General features: G+C 64.7%; 13 protein-coding genes. 3 read left to right on the plus strand and 10 right to left on the minus strand.

All coding sequences use genetic code 11. The annotated features are described in order from the left end of the window. Positions 1-39: 39 nt before the first annotated feature. Positions 40-2,352, plus strand: coding sequence for a guanylate cyclase (locus tag OPIT5_14100; GenBank protein ID AHF91172.1), 2,313 nt, complete (start codon positions 40-42; stop codon positions 2,350-2,352). Between the two features lie 148 nt (positions 2,353-2,500). Then, complete coding sequence (locus OPIT5_14105) at positions 2,501-2,683, plus strand: hypothetical protein (GenBank protein ID AHF94389.1); 183 nt, start codon at positions 2,501-2,503, stop codon at positions 2,681-2,683. A gap of 183 nt (positions 2,684-2,866) precedes the next feature. On the opposite strand, the gene OPIT5_14110 is transcribed toward OPIT5_14105, so the two are convergent. Further along, a complete protein-coding gene (locus tag OPIT5_14110) occupies positions 2,867-3,688 on the minus strand; it encodes a hypothetical protein (GenBank protein AHF91173.1) in 822 nt (273 codons plus the stop codon). 43 nt (positions 3,689-3,731) lie between these two features. Here OPIT5_14110 and OPIT5_14115 point away from each other — a divergent pair, with 43 nt between their 5' ends. After that, positions 3,732-4,049 (plus strand): DNA mismatch repair protein MutS, encoded by a 318-nt coding sequence (locus OPIT5_14115; protein AHF91174.1) that lies wholly within the window; start codon positions 3,732-3,734, stop codon positions 4,047-4,049. Between the two features lie 23 nt (positions 4,050-4,072). Here the strand turns inward: OPIT5_14115 and OPIT5_14120 are convergent, their stop codons facing one another. From OPIT5_14120 to OPIT5_14160, 9 genes are all read right to left on the minus strand, one after another. Beyond that, on the minus strand, positions 4,073-5,623 hold the full coding sequence (locus OPIT5_14120) for an NADH-quinone oxidoreductase subunit N (GenBank protein AHF91175.1): 1,551 nt from the start codon (positions 5,621-5,623) through the stop codon (positions 4,073-4,075). Positions 5,624-5,683: 60 nt separating this feature from the next. Beyond that, positions 5,684-7,225, minus strand: coding sequence for an NADH-quinone oxidoreductase subunit N (locus OPIT5_14125; protein ID AHF91176.1), 1,542 nt, complete (start codon positions 7,223-7,225; stop codon positions 5,684-5,686). A gap of 118 nt (positions 7,226-7,343) precedes the next feature. Next, a complete protein-coding gene (locus OPIT5_14130; protein AHF91177.1) occupies positions 7,344-9,248 on the minus strand; it encodes an NADH-quinone oxidoreductase subunit L in 1,905 nt (634 codons plus the stop codon). A 76-nt stretch (positions 9,249-9,324) separates the two neighbouring features. After that, entirely contained in the window at positions 9,325-9,630 is a 306-nt protein-coding gene (locus OPIT5_14135; GenBank protein ID AHF91178.1) for an NADH:ubiquinone oxidoreductase subunit K, read from the minus strand. Beyond that, entirely contained in the window at positions 9,627-10,181 is a 555-nt protein-coding gene (locus OPIT5_14140) for an NADH-ubiquinone oxidoreductase (protein ID AHF91179.1), read from the minus strand. Before OPIT5_14140 ends, OPIT5_14135 begins: the two co-directional genes overlap by 4 nt. Positions 10,182-10,351: 170 nt before the next feature. After that, the gene (locus tag OPIT5_14145; GenBank protein ID AHF91180.1) at positions 10,352-10,900 is read right to left on the minus strand and encodes an NADH dehydrogenase; all 549 of its coding nucleotides are present in this window, start codon (positions 10,898-10,900) and stop codon (positions 10,352-10,354) included. 38 nt (positions 10,901-10,938) lie between these two features. Further along, positions 10,939-12,120, minus strand: coding sequence for a 2-hydroxyacid dehydrogenase (locus tag OPIT5_14150; GenBank protein AHF91181.1), 1,182 nt, complete (start codon positions 12,118-12,120; stop codon positions 10,939-10,941). A 58-nt stretch (positions 12,121-12,178) separates the two neighbouring features. Next, entirely contained in the window at positions 12,179-13,993 is a 1,815-nt protein-coding gene (locus OPIT5_14155) for a ferredoxin (GenBank protein AHF91182.1), read from the minus strand. A gap of 119 nt (positions 13,994-14,112) precedes the next feature. Beyond that, complete coding sequence (locus OPIT5_14160; GenBank protein ID AHF91183.1) at positions 14,113-15,468, minus strand: NADH dehydrogenase; 1,356 nt, start codon at positions 15,466-15,468, stop codon at positions 14,113-14,115. Positions 15,469-15,470: the final 2 nt, after the last annotated feature.

Here is a 15,470-nt window from a genome sequence, read left to right on the forward strand (position 1 = left end):
TTAAAAACTGAATTTCCGGATCCTCCCTTGATTCCCGCCATGTCTTCCCTCCCCGCCACTCCCGCTCCGTCCGCTTCCGATGCCGGCAGGATCACGCCGCAACAGAAGCGGCGGCGGTGGCGCGGGCAGTGGCTGGCGGTGGCGCTCCTGCCGCTGGCGCTGCTGTGGGCCTTGTTCGATACACTGGGCGCGTTGCGGACAATCGAGGAGGAGACGGTGGACTGGCGTTTCCGGTGGCGCGGCACTCTCGAGGCGCCGGTGAACGTCGTGTACGTGGATATCGATTCGCAGGCGGTCAGCGAGCTGGGCAATTTTCCCTGGAACCGGGACCGGTTCGCCACCGTGTGCAAGGCGCTCCTCGCCGAGGCGCGGGTGAAGGCAATCGGAGTCGATGTGCTCATGTCGGAGGCCGGGATGCCGCAGGTGGTCAATCGCGCGGCATGGAATCGCGGCAACGCGGAGCTGGGCGATTTTCTGTTCTCCGAACCGCCGCCGCCGGTCGTGCTGGCCGCGGCCTACATGGGCGCGATCCGGAGGGACGAGGAAGGCAATGCCCTGCCGGTCGAGATCCCGCTTGCGGGCAGCATGCCGGCGGACTTTCCCGAACAGCCGCGCTGGCAGGGGCCGGACGGGTTGTGGAAACCGGCGCCGCATCACGGCCTGATTGATACGCTCGACAACGACACCCGCATCGTGCCGCTGTTCGCCCCGCTGCCGGACGGCGGCAACGTGCTGCACCTGTCGCTGGAACTGGCGCGAATCTGGTGGGGCGTACCGAAAGAAGGAGTACGGATACGCGATGATCGCATCGACATGGTGGACGAAGACGGCCGGCCGGTGCGCCGGATCCCGCTTCCCGGCGGACAGTTTCTGGCGATCAACTGGTTCTCGGCATGGAAGGCGGAAGGGCAGAATCCGCGGATCAGCTTTGCGGATGTGCATACCTACGCGGGCATGCTCGGCTCGGCAGACGAGGCGGAGCGGGCGGCGGCGAAGGAGTTTTTCGGGCAGGAGGGATTCCGGGATGCGGTGGTGCTGATCGGGGCGACGGACCCGCTGATGCACGACATGGCAACAACCTCGTTTGACCGGCATCCGGTGCCGAAGGTGGGGATCTACGGCAACGTCCTCAAGATGCTCGTGGCCGGCCGCTTTCTGCATCACCCGCCGGGCTGGGCCGTGTGGGTGATCACGGGGGTGCTGGGTTATCTGATCACGAAAGGCTTCGCGGGGGCGGCTCGCGAGCGGGAGCGGGTGACGGCGCTTGTTCTGGTGCTGGTCTACGTGGCGCTGGTGTTTGTGGTGTTTTCGCGGCTGGACTGGGTGCTGCCGCTGGCGGCGCCGGTGGGCGGGGCGCTTTCGGCCGGGTTTGCCGGGCTGGGCGTGCAGGTGGTCATCGAGCGGAGGCAGCGCAACCGGCTGCAGGGCATGTTCGGCTCATACGTCTCGCCCGAGGTGGTGAGGCAGCTCGTGGAGAGCGGCGAGGAGCCGAAGCTGGGCGGGGTGGAGGAGGAGATCACGGCGTATTTCAGCGACGTGCAGATGTTCGCCTCCGTATCCGAAAAACTGACACCGACGCAACTGGTCGAGCTGATGAACGAATACCTGGGGGCATGCGCCGATGTGGTGCAGGCGCAGGGCGGTACGCTCGACAAGTTCGTGGGCGACGCCGTGGTGGCGATGTTCGGCGCGCCGGTGCCGCTGCCGGATCACGCGCACCGCGCCTGCATCGCGGCGCTGCGGGTGCAGCAACGGCTGGAGGCGATGCGCCGGCAATGGGCGTCGGAGACGCACCGGGATTGGCCGGCGGAGGTGGTCGGCCTGCGCACGCGCATCGGGCTCAACAGCGGACGGGCGGTCGTGGGCAACATGGGCAGCAGCGCGCGTTTCAATTACACCATGATGGGCGACACGGTGAACCTGGCCGCGCGTCTGGAGTCGGCGGCGCGGCAGTGGGGGGTGTTCACGTTGTGCACAGCGGAAACGAAGGCGGGTTGCGAGGCGGTGGAGCCGGGGCGTGTGGTGTTTCGCCGGCTCAACAACACGGTCGTGAAGGGACGTTCGCAGCCGGTGGAGATTTATGAAGTGGTGGGCCTGCGCGAGCAGGTGTCGGAGGAGACGCACGAGTGCCTGCGGATTTTCGGCGTGGGCCTGCGTTGCTACAATGAACGCGACTGGGAGGGGGCGCGGGCGGCGTTTCGGGCGAGCGCGCGGCTGGAACCCCACAAGCCGGGAGAGGCCCCCGGCGTGACCCTGAACCCGTCTTTAGCGTTGCTGGGGATGGTGGGCGAGTTGCAGACCAACCCGCCGTGGGGCGACTGGGACGGCAGCTACCGGATGCGGGAGAAGTAGGCCGGAAGCCGGGAAGACGGGTTTATGTCCGTTTTGTTTTACACAAAGAGCATCGGGCGGCGCAGCCGCAATCGAAGGGAAGAATGGCCACAAGAAACACAAAATTACCCTCTGCCCGGCGAGAATCTCCCGCGCGCTTATAAGCGCGATGGAGGCTTTCATGCGCGGCGTGTTCTTTTTGTGTTTCTTGTGGCTGAAAAAAATCCGGAGGGTGGAGTTTTGGCCGCGAAGGGGCGCAAAGGGGTTTTTTGCAGGGGAGCTCTCCATGGCGCTTATAAGCGCCACGCAACATTTCATCCTCGTGGAGATTTTTGCGCTCCTTCGCGGCTAAAAAAATCCGAGGCGGGGAGGGGCCACAGGTAAGGAAACAGGCTCCGGGAAGCGCGTAATTGTCCGTCTGCCAAAATCCTTGCGAATATGAGCGAATACCCAGGACAGCAGTGCAAAGGATCGACCCCCTCTTCGCGTTCTTCGCGATCTTCGTGTGAAAATCCGAAGGGTCCGGGGCAGGGAGTCACACGACCTGGTCGAGGCGGTGCGGGTCGTGCTCCACGTCGGGATTGAGCTCCTGCAGCGTGGCGGCGAGCGCGGTGACGGCGGCGGCGGTGTCGGCCATTTCCTCGAGGGGCATGAGGCGGCCGTACAGATGGACACGCGAGAACGGGCGCGGGATGCGAAAACCGTCCCAGCTTCGCAGGACCCAGGCCGACTCGAAGGCGGCACCGAAAGCGACGATCGGCGAGTGGCCGTTTTTGGCGACGATGACGGTGCCGGGCTTCACCGTGTAGCGCGGCCCGCGGGGGCCGTCCGGGGTAAGGCCGATGTCGGAGCCCCGGCGGAGCGCGGCGATCAGGGCGGTGGCGGCCTTGTGTCCGTAGTTGCTGCTGGAGCCGCGAATGACGCGGATGCCGAGCATTTCCAGAAAGGCTCCCATGAGCGCGCCGTCCTTGCTGGCGCTGGTGAGCGCATGGAGGGGACGGGTCGGGCGGAAACGGGTGGCCTGGTCGGCGATGATGAAGGTGCGGTTGTGCCAGAGAGCGAAGGTGAAAGGCCGGTCGGTCCGGGTGAACAGGCTTGCGGATGCCGGGCCGGTGGTGACGTGGAGGGTGGCATTCCAGAGGTGCAGGAAAACGGTGAGAGGCCAGAGCGCGGCGCGTTTCAGTCCGCTCACCTGATGGATGCGTGCGGGTTTTTTGCGCGCGCGGGTCGCTGCGGCCGTGGCCGGCGCAGCGGCGTCAGCGTGCGCGGTGTCGCCGATGGCGGTTTCCGGTGGCGGCTGGGCATCACGTGGCTGGGTCATGCGGATGTGCGAAACAGGAGAGGCTGGTTTCTTCATGCGACGCTTGCGAGGATGAAGAAAGGGCGGTTGGGTCGGCCGGATGTCTTCTTCCCCGGAAAACCTTCGCGGAGAGCCGGAATCCGGTTTCGGGCCGGAGCCGGTGGTCGTTCCGATCACGGGCGAGCTCGATCTGCACACGTTTGCCCCGCGCGAGACGGCGCAGGTGCTCGATGCCTATATCGAGGCCTGCCTCGAGCGCGGCATCCGTTCGCTGCGGGTGATCCACGGCAAGGGCACCGGCACGCTGCGCGAGACGGTGCATGCCTTTCTGCGCCGCGACCCGCGGGTGTTGTCGTTCCGCATCGGCGACGAGACGTCCGGCGGCTGGGGGGCGACGCGGGTGCAGCTGAAGGGATAGGGCGCGTATCCCCGCAGGCTTCGTCAGCGCAGGATCAGCCAGGCGCCGAGCGGGCCTTGCCAGAAGCCGAGGACGACGGAGGCGGCGGCGAGGACGACGAGTGTCACGCCGGCGAGGGCGCCGACCGGCGCGCGCGGGGGACGCGGATCGGTTTCGCCTTCGAGCAGCGGGGCGCGCCAGACGTTGAAGAAGGCGGCCTTGATCCAGCCGAAGTAGTAGTAGATCGAAATGACCACGCCGATGATCGCCACGGCGAGCAGCAGGTACAGCTCGGCGCGGAAAGCGGCGAGGAAGACGAAGAGCTTGCCCATGAAGCCGGCCAGCGGCGGGATGCCGGCCATCGAACCGAGGCCGATGGCGAGGACGCCCGCGAGGAAGGGGTGCGTCTTGCCGAGGTCGTTGTAGTCCTCGAGTTCCTGGGTGGCGTCGTTTGCGCCGGCGACGTGTGTCATCACGCCAAAAACGGCGAAGCTGGCGAGGAGGTAGGCGAGGAGGTAGAAGTTGATCGCGCCGACGGCCTGTGCGGCGATGTCGGCGTTGAGCGAGGCGATGACGCCGATCAGGAGGTAGCCGGCATGCGAGACGCCGGAGAGGCCGAGGAGGCGCTTGACGTTGTGCTGCGTGAGCGCGGCGAGGTTGCCGAAGAGGATCGTGGCCACGGCCATGATCACGAGAACCTTGTAGAGGAGTTCCGAATACGTCCCGAAAACGCGGGTGAGGATGAGCAGGAGCGTGAAGCCGGCCGCCTTGGAGCCGACGGCGAGGAAGGCGGTGACGGGCGTCGGCGCGCCTTGATAAACGTCGGGAATCCAGATCTGGAAGGGGACGGCGCCGATCTTGAAGGCCACGCCGCAGAGCACGAGGACGATGCCGGCACTGGCGAGGAAATTGCCGGGGTTGGCGGCAAGGAAGAGGCGCAGTGCGGTGAAATCCATCGGTTCGCCGCCGGGCAGGGTGCCGGGAAGATCAGGCGAGCCGGCCACGCCGTAGAGGAGCACGATGCCGAAAAGGAGGAGTCCCGAACTGAGCGAGCCGGTGATGAGGTATTTGAGGCCGGCTTCGAGGGTGAGCGGGTTGTGCCGGAAATAACTGACGAGAATGTAGAATCCGACGGTGACGGTTTCGAGCGCGACGAAGAGCAGGATGAAGTTGTGCGCCTGCGCGAGGAGCATCAGCGCGCCCGAGATGACGAGCGTGATGGCGAAGAACTCGATGCGGGGGAGTCTGGCCGGCCCTTGTCGGGCGAGCGAGACGGTGCCGAGGATCGAGACGAGGAGCGAGGTCAGCAGGAAAAACAGCCGCATGAACTGGCCTTGCGCCGACTGCTCGATGAGGCCGTTGAAGGTGAGGCCGGCGGTGGCGATGGCAGGGTTCGTGTAGTTGACGACAAAGGCCACGAGGATCGCCAGCTGGCCGAGGATCGCCAGCGCGGGGATGGCGCCGTGGTTCTTCTTCGGGAGGACGATCTCGAAGACGAGAAGCAGGAGCGCGAGGAGGCCGAGCGCGACTTCGGGTGCGATGGACAACCAGTTGTTGCTCGCGGCGCGCTGGAGAAGATCGGTTGGGTCAGGCATGTTGAAATGCGGATTGCGGATTGCGAAATGCGGAATGGGCGGACGCTGGCTGTGGCCGGATTATTTGTGCTGACCGGCGGGAGCGTCGGCGTAGAGCGTCGTGACGGTGGCGTTGAGTTCGGTGCTGACGAGTTTGGGCCAGAAACCGAGGGCGAAGAGCGCGACGATGAGGATGAGCGCGGGGATCTTTTCGCAGCAGCAGAGATCTTTCGGCGGCGTTTCGGCGGCGACCTTGGCAAAGGCTTCCGTTTGCGGGCCGAAGAACACGCGGGCGACGGCGCGCAGGCCGTAGATCGCCGAGATGATGATGCCGGTGACGGCGAGCGCGGTGTAGAGTTTCGAGAACTGCCACGCAGCGACGAAGATCGTGAGTTCGCCCCAGAAGTTGGCGAGGCCGGGGAGGCCGATGCTGGCCATTGTGGCGACGACGAAGAAGGCGGCGAGCACCGGGGCGTGTTTCACGAGGCCGCCCATTTCGCCCATGTCGAAAGTCTGCGTGCGGTGGTAGACGCTCGTCGCGAGCAGGAAGAGGAGCGCGGCGGAGAACCCGTGTGCGACCATCATCATGACGACACCGCCGATGCCCATGGCCGAATACGCGGCGAGGCCGAGGAAGGCGTAGCCCATGTGCATGACCGAGCTGTAACCGACCATCTGTTTGAGGTCGCTCTGCGCGATGGTGATGAAACCGATGACGAGGATGTTGCCGACGACGGCGAGAAGCGCGATCCACTGCACCCAGTGGCCGGCGCCCTGCGGGAGAAGCGGGAGGGCGATCTGGATGAGGCCGTAGAGGCCGAATTTCTTGAGAACGCCGGCATGGAGCATGGCGGCGGAGCTGGGCGCGGCGCCGTAGCCGAGCGGAGCCCAGGTGTGAAAGGGCCAGAGCGAGACGAGGATGCCGAAGCCGAAGAGGAGCAGGCCGAAGATGACTTTTTGCGAACCGGCGCCGAGCGGGTTTGCGCCCGAACCGCTGTCGAGGATCACGTGGCGGAGGGTGATGATATCGAAACTCTGCGCACCGCTCCTGGAATAGAGGGCGATGAGACCGAGGAGGGAGAGCATCGCGCCGAGCGTGAGGTAGATGGTCATCTTCATGGCCGCGTAGTTGCGGTCACGGCCGCCCCAGATGCCGACCATGATGAAGGTCGGGATCAGCGCGAGTTCGTGGAAGAAGTAGAAAAAGAAAACGTCCACGCTGCTGAACACGCCCATGAGCCCGCCGTGCATGACGAGGAGGAGCGAGAGGTAGAGGGGGAGCCGCTCCGCCTTGGTCTGCATGGCGTAGAGACCGGCGGCGAGGCCGACGATGGCGGCCATCAGGTAGAGGGGGAGGGCGATGCCGTTGAGGCCGAGCTTGAGCGTGATGCCGAGCCCGGAGAGGCCGGTGTCGATCGTATGGAGGAAGCGGTAACCCTCGAGGGATTCGACGACGGGGAATTTCCACGCGACGAATCCGGCAAGGAGGGCGGGCATGAGGAAGCCGATCGCGGCGACGAGCCTGGCCGGACGCGCGGGGAGCCGGAGGACGCTGATCAGGATGGCCGCAAGGAGCGGCAGCAGGATCGACAGGAGAAGCGGATCGAACGGGAAGGGAGACATCGAAGAAAATTAAGAATTAATAATTAAAAATTAAGAATGAAGGAGGCGGGGGATGCGTGGAAATTAAGAACGGGATGGCGGAACGTGGACCGGGGAATTATTAATTATTAATTGTTAATTAATTAGCTGCCAAGGCCCAGAGCAGGCCGGCGCCGATGAGGAACCAGTAAACGTAGGCGTGGAGGCTGCCGGTGTGGAGGGCGCGGGCGGCGAGGCCGAAAAGACCGGTCACACCGGCAAGGCCCCGGACGGCGAGGCCGGAAAGGAGGAGCATCTCGGCACCGTTGAGAAGCAGGGCGAAGCGCTGCTGGACCTTTCCAACGTAATAATTGTAAACGCCGTCGAAGGAATTTTTGAGCGCGGCGAGGAGCGTGAAGACAGGGCGGGCGTTTTTCTCGAGGCTGTCGGTCGGCGCACTCTTGTAGAAGGCGAGCGCGAGGCCGGCGCCGAGAACGAGGATGGCGACACTCATGAGGATGACGCTGGCGCCGTGCGCGTGGGGAATCTGCGACCAGACGCCGTCGAAGTGGCTGCCGTAAACGAGGGAACCGAGGCTGCCGGTCGTCCAGCCGCCGGCGACGGAGAGGAGGGCGAGGACAGCGAGCGGGATGATCATCGAGGGGCCGCTTTCGTGCGCGTGTTCGGACGCGTGGCTGCGCGTGGAGCCGAGGAAAACGAGCTTCCACATGCGGACCATGTAGAAGGCGGTGAGCACGGCGGTGACGAGGAGGATGAGGAAGACGGGCTGGCTCTTTTCCTGGGCGAGGTGAAGGATGGCGTCCTTGGAGTAAAAGCCCGAGATGAAGGGGAGGCCGGAGATGGCGAGGACGCCGATCGTGAACGTGATGAACGTCACGGGCATCTTTTTCGCGAGGCCGCCCATTTTGAAGATGTCCTGCTCGTGATGGCAGCCGTGGATGACGGAGCCGGAGCCGAGGAACATGAGGGCCTTGAAAAAGGCGTGCGTGGTGAGGTGGAACATCGCGGCGCCGAGGCCGGCGAGGAGCACGGTCTGGCCGGCCGGCGCTTCGGGGTCGATGATGCGGCCGAGGCCGAAGGCGGCGACCATGTAGCCGAGCTGCGAGAGCGTGGAGTAGGCGAGCACCTTCTTGATGTCGCGCTGGGTGATGGCGCACAGGGCGGCGTAGAGCGCGGTGGCGGTGCCGATCCACATGACGACATCGAGCGCGTCGGGCGCGGCGGCGAAGAGGGGTTCGATGCGGCAGAGCATGTAGATGCCGGCCGCGACCATGGTCGCCGCGTGGATGAGCGCGGAGACGGGCGTGGGGCCTTCCATGGCGTCGGGGAGCCAGATGTGGAGCGGCATTTGCGCGGATTTGCCGATGGCGCCACAGAAGAGGAGCATCGGGATAAAGGCGGCCACGGCGGCGCCGCCGTTGGCGAGGGCGGCGAGTTGCGAAAGGTTGACGGTGCCGAACACCGCGTGGCAGGCGATGATGCCGAGCAGGAAGCCGAAGTCGCCGACGCGGTTGGTGACGAAGGCTTTTTTCGCGGCGTCGGCGGCGCTCTGCTTGTCGCAGAAATGGTTGATGAGCAGCCAGGAGCTGAAACCGACGAGCTCCCAGAAGATGAAAATCATGAACAGGTTGTCGGCGAGGACGATGCCGATCATCGAGAACATGAAGATGGAGAGCCCGCCGAAGTAGCGGGCCTTGGCTCCGTCGTCGCTCATGTAGCCGAGCGAGAAGACGTGAACGCAGACGCCGACGATGCCGACGATGGAGAGCATGAGCGCGGCGAGGTCGTCGAACCGGAAGCCGAGCGAGAGGGTGAAATCACCAAGCCGGAGCCATTCGACGGAGGCGGGTTCCGTGATGCGCACGCCGCTGAAAGCGAGGGTGAGGGCGCCGACGACGATGGCCACGGAGACGAGCGTGGAAAAGAGCGCGGCGATGTTGCCCTGACGGCGGAGGAAGAGGGCGATGAGCGCGGCCGCTGCCAGCGGGAGAAGAAGGACGAGGAGCGCGAGCTGGATGGGAGAAGTGCCGAATGGGAGTGGCATGACGGAAAAAGCTGAGAGGCTGAAAAGCTGAAAACTGAAAGGGTGGCGTGTGCGGGGGGAGGGAGGGGACGGGCGGTCAGTTTTTCAGGGCGTTGAGTTTGGTGACGTCGATGGTGTGGCGCTGGCGGAAGAGGGCGACGATGATGGCGAGGCCGACCGCCACTTCGGCGGCGGCGACCGTGAGGATGAAGAACACAAAAATGTTGCCGCTCATCGTGCCGTTGTAGCGGGAGAAGGCCACGAGCGCGATCGTGGCGGCCACGAGCATGAGTTCGAGGCACATGTAGATCACGAGCGTGTTCTTGCGGACGAGGACGCCGAGGAAGCCGACCGCGAAAAGGGCGGCGCTGAGATACAGGTATTCGTTGAGTCCGATGGTCATTTGATGGCCTCCGTGAGCGGGTCGGTCGAGGCGGCGGCAGCGGCGCTGTCAGCCGGTTCCCCGGTGAATTTCTTGCTGATGACGATCACGCCGAGCATGGCGATGAGGAGAAGGAATCCCACGATCTGCACCGGCAGGAGGTAGGTGGTGAAAAGTTCCTGTCCGTAGATGCGGAGAACGGAGCCGGGACTGGCGGCGGGGGCGACGGTGTCGAAAGAGCCATAGAGAGCAATGGAGGCCAGCCCGATGAGGAGCAGGCCGGCGGCGAGGGTGCCGGAGACGAGCGTGCCCCTGCTGAAGCGCTGGCGGTCGCCGCCGGCGGCATCGGTGAGCATGACGATGAAAAGAAACAGCGCCACGACCGCGCCCGCGTACACGAAGATGAGCAGCACCGCCAGGAGGAAGGCTTCGAGCAGGACAAAGATGCCGGCGAGGCTCACGAGGACGCCCAGCAGGCAGAGGGCCGAGGTGACGGTGTTTTTGTTGAACACCACGCCGAGGCCACAGGCCAGGGCCAGCACGGAGAAAACGTAGAAGAAGATGTCGGACATGAGTGTGGAAAAGCTGAAAAGCTGAAAATCTGAAAAGCTGAAACGGGAGGGTGCCGGGTGGAGGGAATGTGGTGAAAATGAATGAATCAGTGCCGGTGGAGGAAAACGCCGTATGGGCTGTCGGCTGGTAATCCGGTTTCAGTTTTCAGCATTTCAGCGTTTCAGTTTTTTTAGTGGTGACCTCCGTGGGCGGCGGCGTCCTCGGCGGCTTTTTTCTTGTCCCACTTGAAGTGCTCGTCGGGGAGGGTGCCGCCCATCTCGTAGAGTTTCTGTTTGTTGTTCACGAGCTCCTCGCGGGTGTAGCCGGTAAGGGTGTACTGGTTTTGCAGCCAGATCGCTTCCTCGGGGCAGACTTCCTGGCAGAGGCCGCAGTAAATGCAGCGGAGCATGTCGATCTCGAATTCCTGCGGGCGTTTCTCGACGTGCGCGTCGGGATCGTCGGCGGGAATCTCGCCGGGCGTGATCCGGATGGCCTTGGGCGGGCAGACGAATTCACAAAGCTGGCAGGAGACGCATTTCTCGCGTCCGTGCGGATCGTAAACCAGCGTGGGCGCGCCCCGGTAGCCGGGAGGGATCTCGGGGCGCTGTTCGGGATACTCGAGCGTCAGGGGCTTCGCGACCATGTGCTTGAGCGTGGTTTTCAGCCCGCCGACGATTTGCGGGATGTAGGTGCGCTCGAGCAGCGTGAGCGGTTTTCGTTCTACCTGGATGACGGACATGGCGGAGAAGGTGGCGGACGGTTGTCGAGCGTTGGCGGTTAGTGGATGAAGGCAATCCCGAGCGTGTAGGCGACGAGATTGGCGATGGCCAGCGGGAGGAGTTTTCTCCAGCCGATGTTCATGACCTGGTCGTAGCGGAAGCGCGGGAGCGTCCAGCGCACCCACATGAAGAAGAAAATCATGCCGAGCACCTTGCCGACAAAGATGACGATGCCGAGGAGGCCGGTGAGCAGCGGGATGTCGGCGATGTGCAGCCAGGTGGCGAGGTCGGCGAGGCTCATGACCCAGGGCAGCGGATTCCAGCCTCCGAAGAACAGGAGCACGAAGACCGCCGAGCCGACGAGCATGTGGCAGTACTCGGCCACGTAGAAAAGCGACCATTTGTAGGCGCCGTATTCGGAGGCGAAGCTGTTCACGAGGTCGGCTTCGGATTCGATGGTGTCGAAGGGCTGGCGGTTGGTTTCGGCAAAGAGGGCGACGAGAAAGATCAGCGCCGAGACAGGCATGATGAAGATGAACCAGGCGCCGCCCCAGAAGCCGGGTTGCGTCTGGAACTGCACGGCGCGGAAGAGGCTGAGCGAACCGGCGAAGCCTTCGGCGGATTCGCCGGCGAGGGGGCCGTTGATCCAGAGGAATACCGGCAGGACGCTGAGCGTCATCGAGAGTTCGTAGGAGATGAGCTGGGCCGAGGCGCGGACGCCGCCGAGGAAGGAGTATTTGGAGTGGGAGGCCCAGCCGGCGAGGATCTGCGAGTAGACGGCGAGCGAGGAGACGGCGAACACGGCGAGGAGGCCGACATCGACATTGGCGAGGACGAGCGGGACAAGGTCGCCGGCGGCGTTGATGTACGCGCCGAAGGGGACGACGGTGATGGTGCACAGGGCGGGCACCATGGCCACGATGGGCGCGGCGATGAAATACGCTTTCTCGACGAAGCGGGGAACGGGGTCTTCCTTGAAGAGGAACTTGCCGCCGTCGGCCATGAGCTGCATGACGCCGAAGCGTTGGAGGAGCGGGCCGAGGACCGGTATCCAGGAGAGCAGCGGCGTGCTGGTGCGGTTGGGTCCGGGGCGGTCCTGGATCCACGCGGCGATCTTGCGCTCGGCCATCGAACAGGCGGCGGCCACGGGGAACATGACCAGGATCACGGCACCGCCCTGGATGACGAGGCGGAGGAGTAGCGGGAGGTTGAAGTAGAAGTCGGCGAGAGCGGCGAACATGAGGAAATGCGGATTGCGGAATGCGAAGTGCGGATGAAGAGCGCGGGTCCGGTCTTCGTCAGGTGGTCGCAGGCTTGTAGTGGAGGGAAGCGCCTTCCGGGAAGGGCAGCGCGGACCACGGTGCGGCATCGAGGACGAGGCCGGTGTCGGGGAGGGCGGAGCGGGCGAGGCCGGCGAGCGCCGGGACTTCGGCAGCGAGCGATTCCCGGACGGCGGCGAGGGTCGGCGCGAGCGGGGCCGGAGCGGAGGAGGGAAACCGGGTGACGCCTGCGGTATCACCGGAAGCGGGCGGGACGCCCGCGCCACTTGGGCTGACGGCGGCGAGGAGTTTTGTCAGGACGAGGAGATCGTCGTGCGCGCCGGCGAGGCCGGGGACGGCCTTGGCGAACGCCTGCAGGCGGAACTGCTGGTTGATGAAGCTGCCGGCTTTTTCGAAGACGGTGAGCGTGGGGAGCACGACTTTGGCGGCGGCGCTGGTGGCGTTGGCGTGCGTGCCGAGATAGATGATCGCGACCTTGCCGAGCTGGTCGGCGGTGAGGCCGGCGGTCGTCAGGTCTTCGTTGATGACGAGCAGGGTCTTGACCTTGCCGGCGTCGATGTCGGCGGCGAGGGACGCGAGCTTCGGCGCCGGGAGCGTGGCGGCGAGGCCGGTGACGAGCGCGCCGCGGGTGTTGGGCGCGCGGTCGGCGGAGAGGAGGATGCCGTCGCCTTCGCCGAGGTGGGCGGGGAGGTGGACGGGAGCGTTGCCGAGGGCGGCGGAGAGTTTTTTCGCGAGGTACTGTTCCTCGACGCTGCTGCGGGTGGAGGCGACGAGGGCGAGGCCGTGGCACGGGCTTCCAGCCCGTGGGTTTGAGGAGGAGGCGACGCCTGCGGCGTCGTCACACGGGCTGGAAGCCCGTGCCACGAGGCCGGCGGCCTGCGCGACCAGATCGTCGAGCGGGGTGGAGGACGAGAGGCGGTTTTCGGCGGCGACCTGCTTGTAGAGGAGGCGGCCGCTGTCGGTCATCCAGGTGTCGTTGACGGCGTCGTTGCGGCGCGGGGTGATGCGGTAGATGACGCCCTCGCGCGACCAGACCACGGTGTTGGCGCCGACGCTGCTTTCGGTGTCGATGCTGTTGGTCTGCTTCAGGAACCAGACGCGCATCTTGAACCGGAAATCGGTCGAGGTGAGCGCGCCGACGGGGCAGATGTCCACCGTGTTGAGCGAGTAGTTGTTGGCGAGTTCGCGGCCGGGGTAGCAGGTGAGCGTGGAGTAGCTGCCGCGGTCAACGAAGCCGAGGACGTCGTCCCTGGCGATTTCCTTGCTGAAGCGGACGCAGCGTGAGCAGAGGATGCAGCGTTCGTCGTCGAGCGTGACGCGGGGCCCGAGGCGGGTGCGCTTGGGTTTGACGTTTTTCTCTTCGATGAAGCGCGAGTAGCCGCGGCCGTAGCCGGTGGCCTGCTCCTGGAGTTTGCACTCGCCGGCCTGGTCGCAGATGGGGCAATCGAGCGGATGATTGATGAGGAGGAACTCCATGACCCCTTCGCGGGCATCGCGCACCATCTGAGTGGTCGTGCGGATGTGGAGACCGGGGATGGCGTTGGTTCCGCAGCCGATCTGGGGGCGGGGCATCCAGTTGATTTTCTGCTTGCCGGTGGCAGGGTCGATGACGGGGGTTTTGGTCGCGGGATCGACCGCGGGAAGGCCCATCTCGATGAGGCACATGCGGCAGTTGCCGACCACGGAGAGCTTGGGGTGGTAGCAGTAGTGGGGCACGTCCACGCCGACGAGGCGGGCAGCCTCGATCACGTTGGTACCCTTGGGTACGGCAACTTCCTTGCCGTCGATGTTGACGGTGATGAGGTCGGGTTTGGCGGGCGCGGCGGCGGTCATTGCTGGAAAATCGGATTTTTTAACCACTGATGCACACTAATGGACACTGATGAAAGGATGGCGTGCGGCGTGGTGATGGCGGTTTGAATCAGTGGAAATTAGTGTCTGTTAGTGGTTTTTCAGACGAGCGGGAGCGTTTCGGCGGGACGCTGTTTTTTGGTTTCGTAGTAGTTTTTGAACTCGTCGCCGAACTTGGCGAGGAAGCTCTGCGTCGGCCACGAACAGGCTTCGCCCATGGCGCAGATGGTGCGGCCGGGGATCTGGTCGGCCACATTTTTGAGGAGCTCGGCATCCTGCGGGCGGGCCTCGCCGTGAACCATGCGGGCGGTGATTTTTTTCATCCAGAGCGAACCTTCGCGGCAGGGCGTGCACTGGCCGCAACTCTCGTGAGAGTAGAAGGCGTTGATGTTGGCGAGCGCCTCGACCATGTTGACCGAGTCGTCCATGACGATGACGCCGCCGGAGCCGCCCATCGAGCCGCAGGCGGCGAGGGTGTCGAAATCCATGGGCACGTCCTCGACGGTGAGCGTGCGGGTGGAACCGTCCTTGTTCTTGAGCGTGAACGTCTCGCCGAAACGGAAAATCTTGGCGGACGAACCGCCGGGGATGACGGCCTTGAAGGTGTGCCCGGGGCGGGGGCCGCCGCAGACGTCGTTGAGAAGCTGGCCCATCGTGACCTTGCCGGCCTCGAATTCGTAGTAGCCGGGGCGCCGCACGTGGCCGGAGACGCAGAAGATGCGGGTGCCGGTGTTGTTGGGCGTGCCGATTTTCGCGTACTCCTCGCCGCCCATGTCGATGATGTGCTTCACGTGGCAGAGCGTCTCGACGTTGTTGACGATGGTCGGGCACTGGTAGAGGCCGAGGACGGCGGGGAAGTAGGGGGGCTTGATGCGCGGGTTGGCGCGCTTGCCTTCGAGGGACTCGATGAGGCCGGTTTCCTCGCCGCAGATGTACGCGCCGGCGCCGCGGTGGACGTAGATTTCGCAGGAATAGCCGGTGCCGAGGATGTTCGGGCCGACGAGGTTTTTCGCGCGGGCTTCGGCGATGGCGCGTTCGAGGATGCGGGCGCCTTCGGGCATCTCGCCGCGGATGTAGATGTAGGCCTGCTTCACGTCGTTGGCCCACGCGGTGATCATGATGCCCTCGATGAGCTGGTGCGGGTCCTGGTGGATGATGTAGCGGTCCTTGAAGGTGCCGGGCTCGGATTCGTCGGCATTGACGATGAGGTAGATGGGCTTGCCGCTCTTGCGGTCGACGAGGCCCCACTTGACGCCGGCCGGGAAACCCGCGCCGCCGCGTCCGCGCAGGCCGGATTTTTTCACTTCATCGCGCAGTTCCTCGGGTTTGCGGGAGACGGCTTTCCTGAGGATGTCGTAACCGCCGTTGCGGAGGTAGCAGTCGATGTCGTTGGTGTAGCCAGCCTCGTCGATGTGCTTGAAAATGATGCGGCGTTGTTGCGGAGCGGAAGCGGACATGA

Source organism: Opitutaceae bacterium TAV5, assembly GCA_000242935.3.
In the GTDB taxonomy this organism is placed as follows: domain Bacteria; phylum Verrucomicrobiota; class Verrucomicrobiia; order Opitutales; family Opitutaceae; genus Geminisphaera.